Here is a 411-nt window from a genome sequence, read left to right on the forward strand (position 1 = left end):
GAAGGCGAGGACGCCCGTCGACAGCGGTTTGCTCGGCTTGATCATTTCGCGTCCTCCAGTTCCTTGACCTGGTAGTACTGGAACAGCGCCATCGGCACCAGCAGCAGCATCACCATCGCGACCGTCACCGCGGACGCCATCGGCCAGTCCATGTTGTTGAAGAATTCATCCCACATCACGCGCCCGATCATCAGCGTGTCGGCGCCGCCCAGCAGTTCCGGAATCACGTACTCGCCCACCGCCGGGATGAACACCAGCAGGCTGCCGGCAATGATCCCGTTCTTCGACAGCGGCAGCGTGATGCGCGTGAACGCGACCCACGGCTTCGCGCCCAGGTCGTATGCGGCCTCGAGCAGCGTGAGGTCCATCTTCACGAGGTGCGCATAGAGCGGCATCACCATGAACGGCAGG

At 63.0% G+C, this 411-nt stretch carries 1 protein-coding gene; it reads right to left on the minus strand.

The window, feature by feature from the left end:
• Window positions 1-41: 41 nt before the first annotated feature.
• The coding region (locus tag VK92_RS38835; protein ID WP_048026832.1) for an ABC transporter permease subunit at window positions 42-411 on the minus strand (370 nt) is incomplete at its 5' end.

Source organism: Burkholderia sp. LK4, from assembly GCF_001043615.1.
GTDB classification, from domain to species: Bacteria; Pseudomonadota; Gammaproteobacteria; order Burkholderiales; family Burkholderiaceae; genus Burkholderia; species Burkholderia cepacia.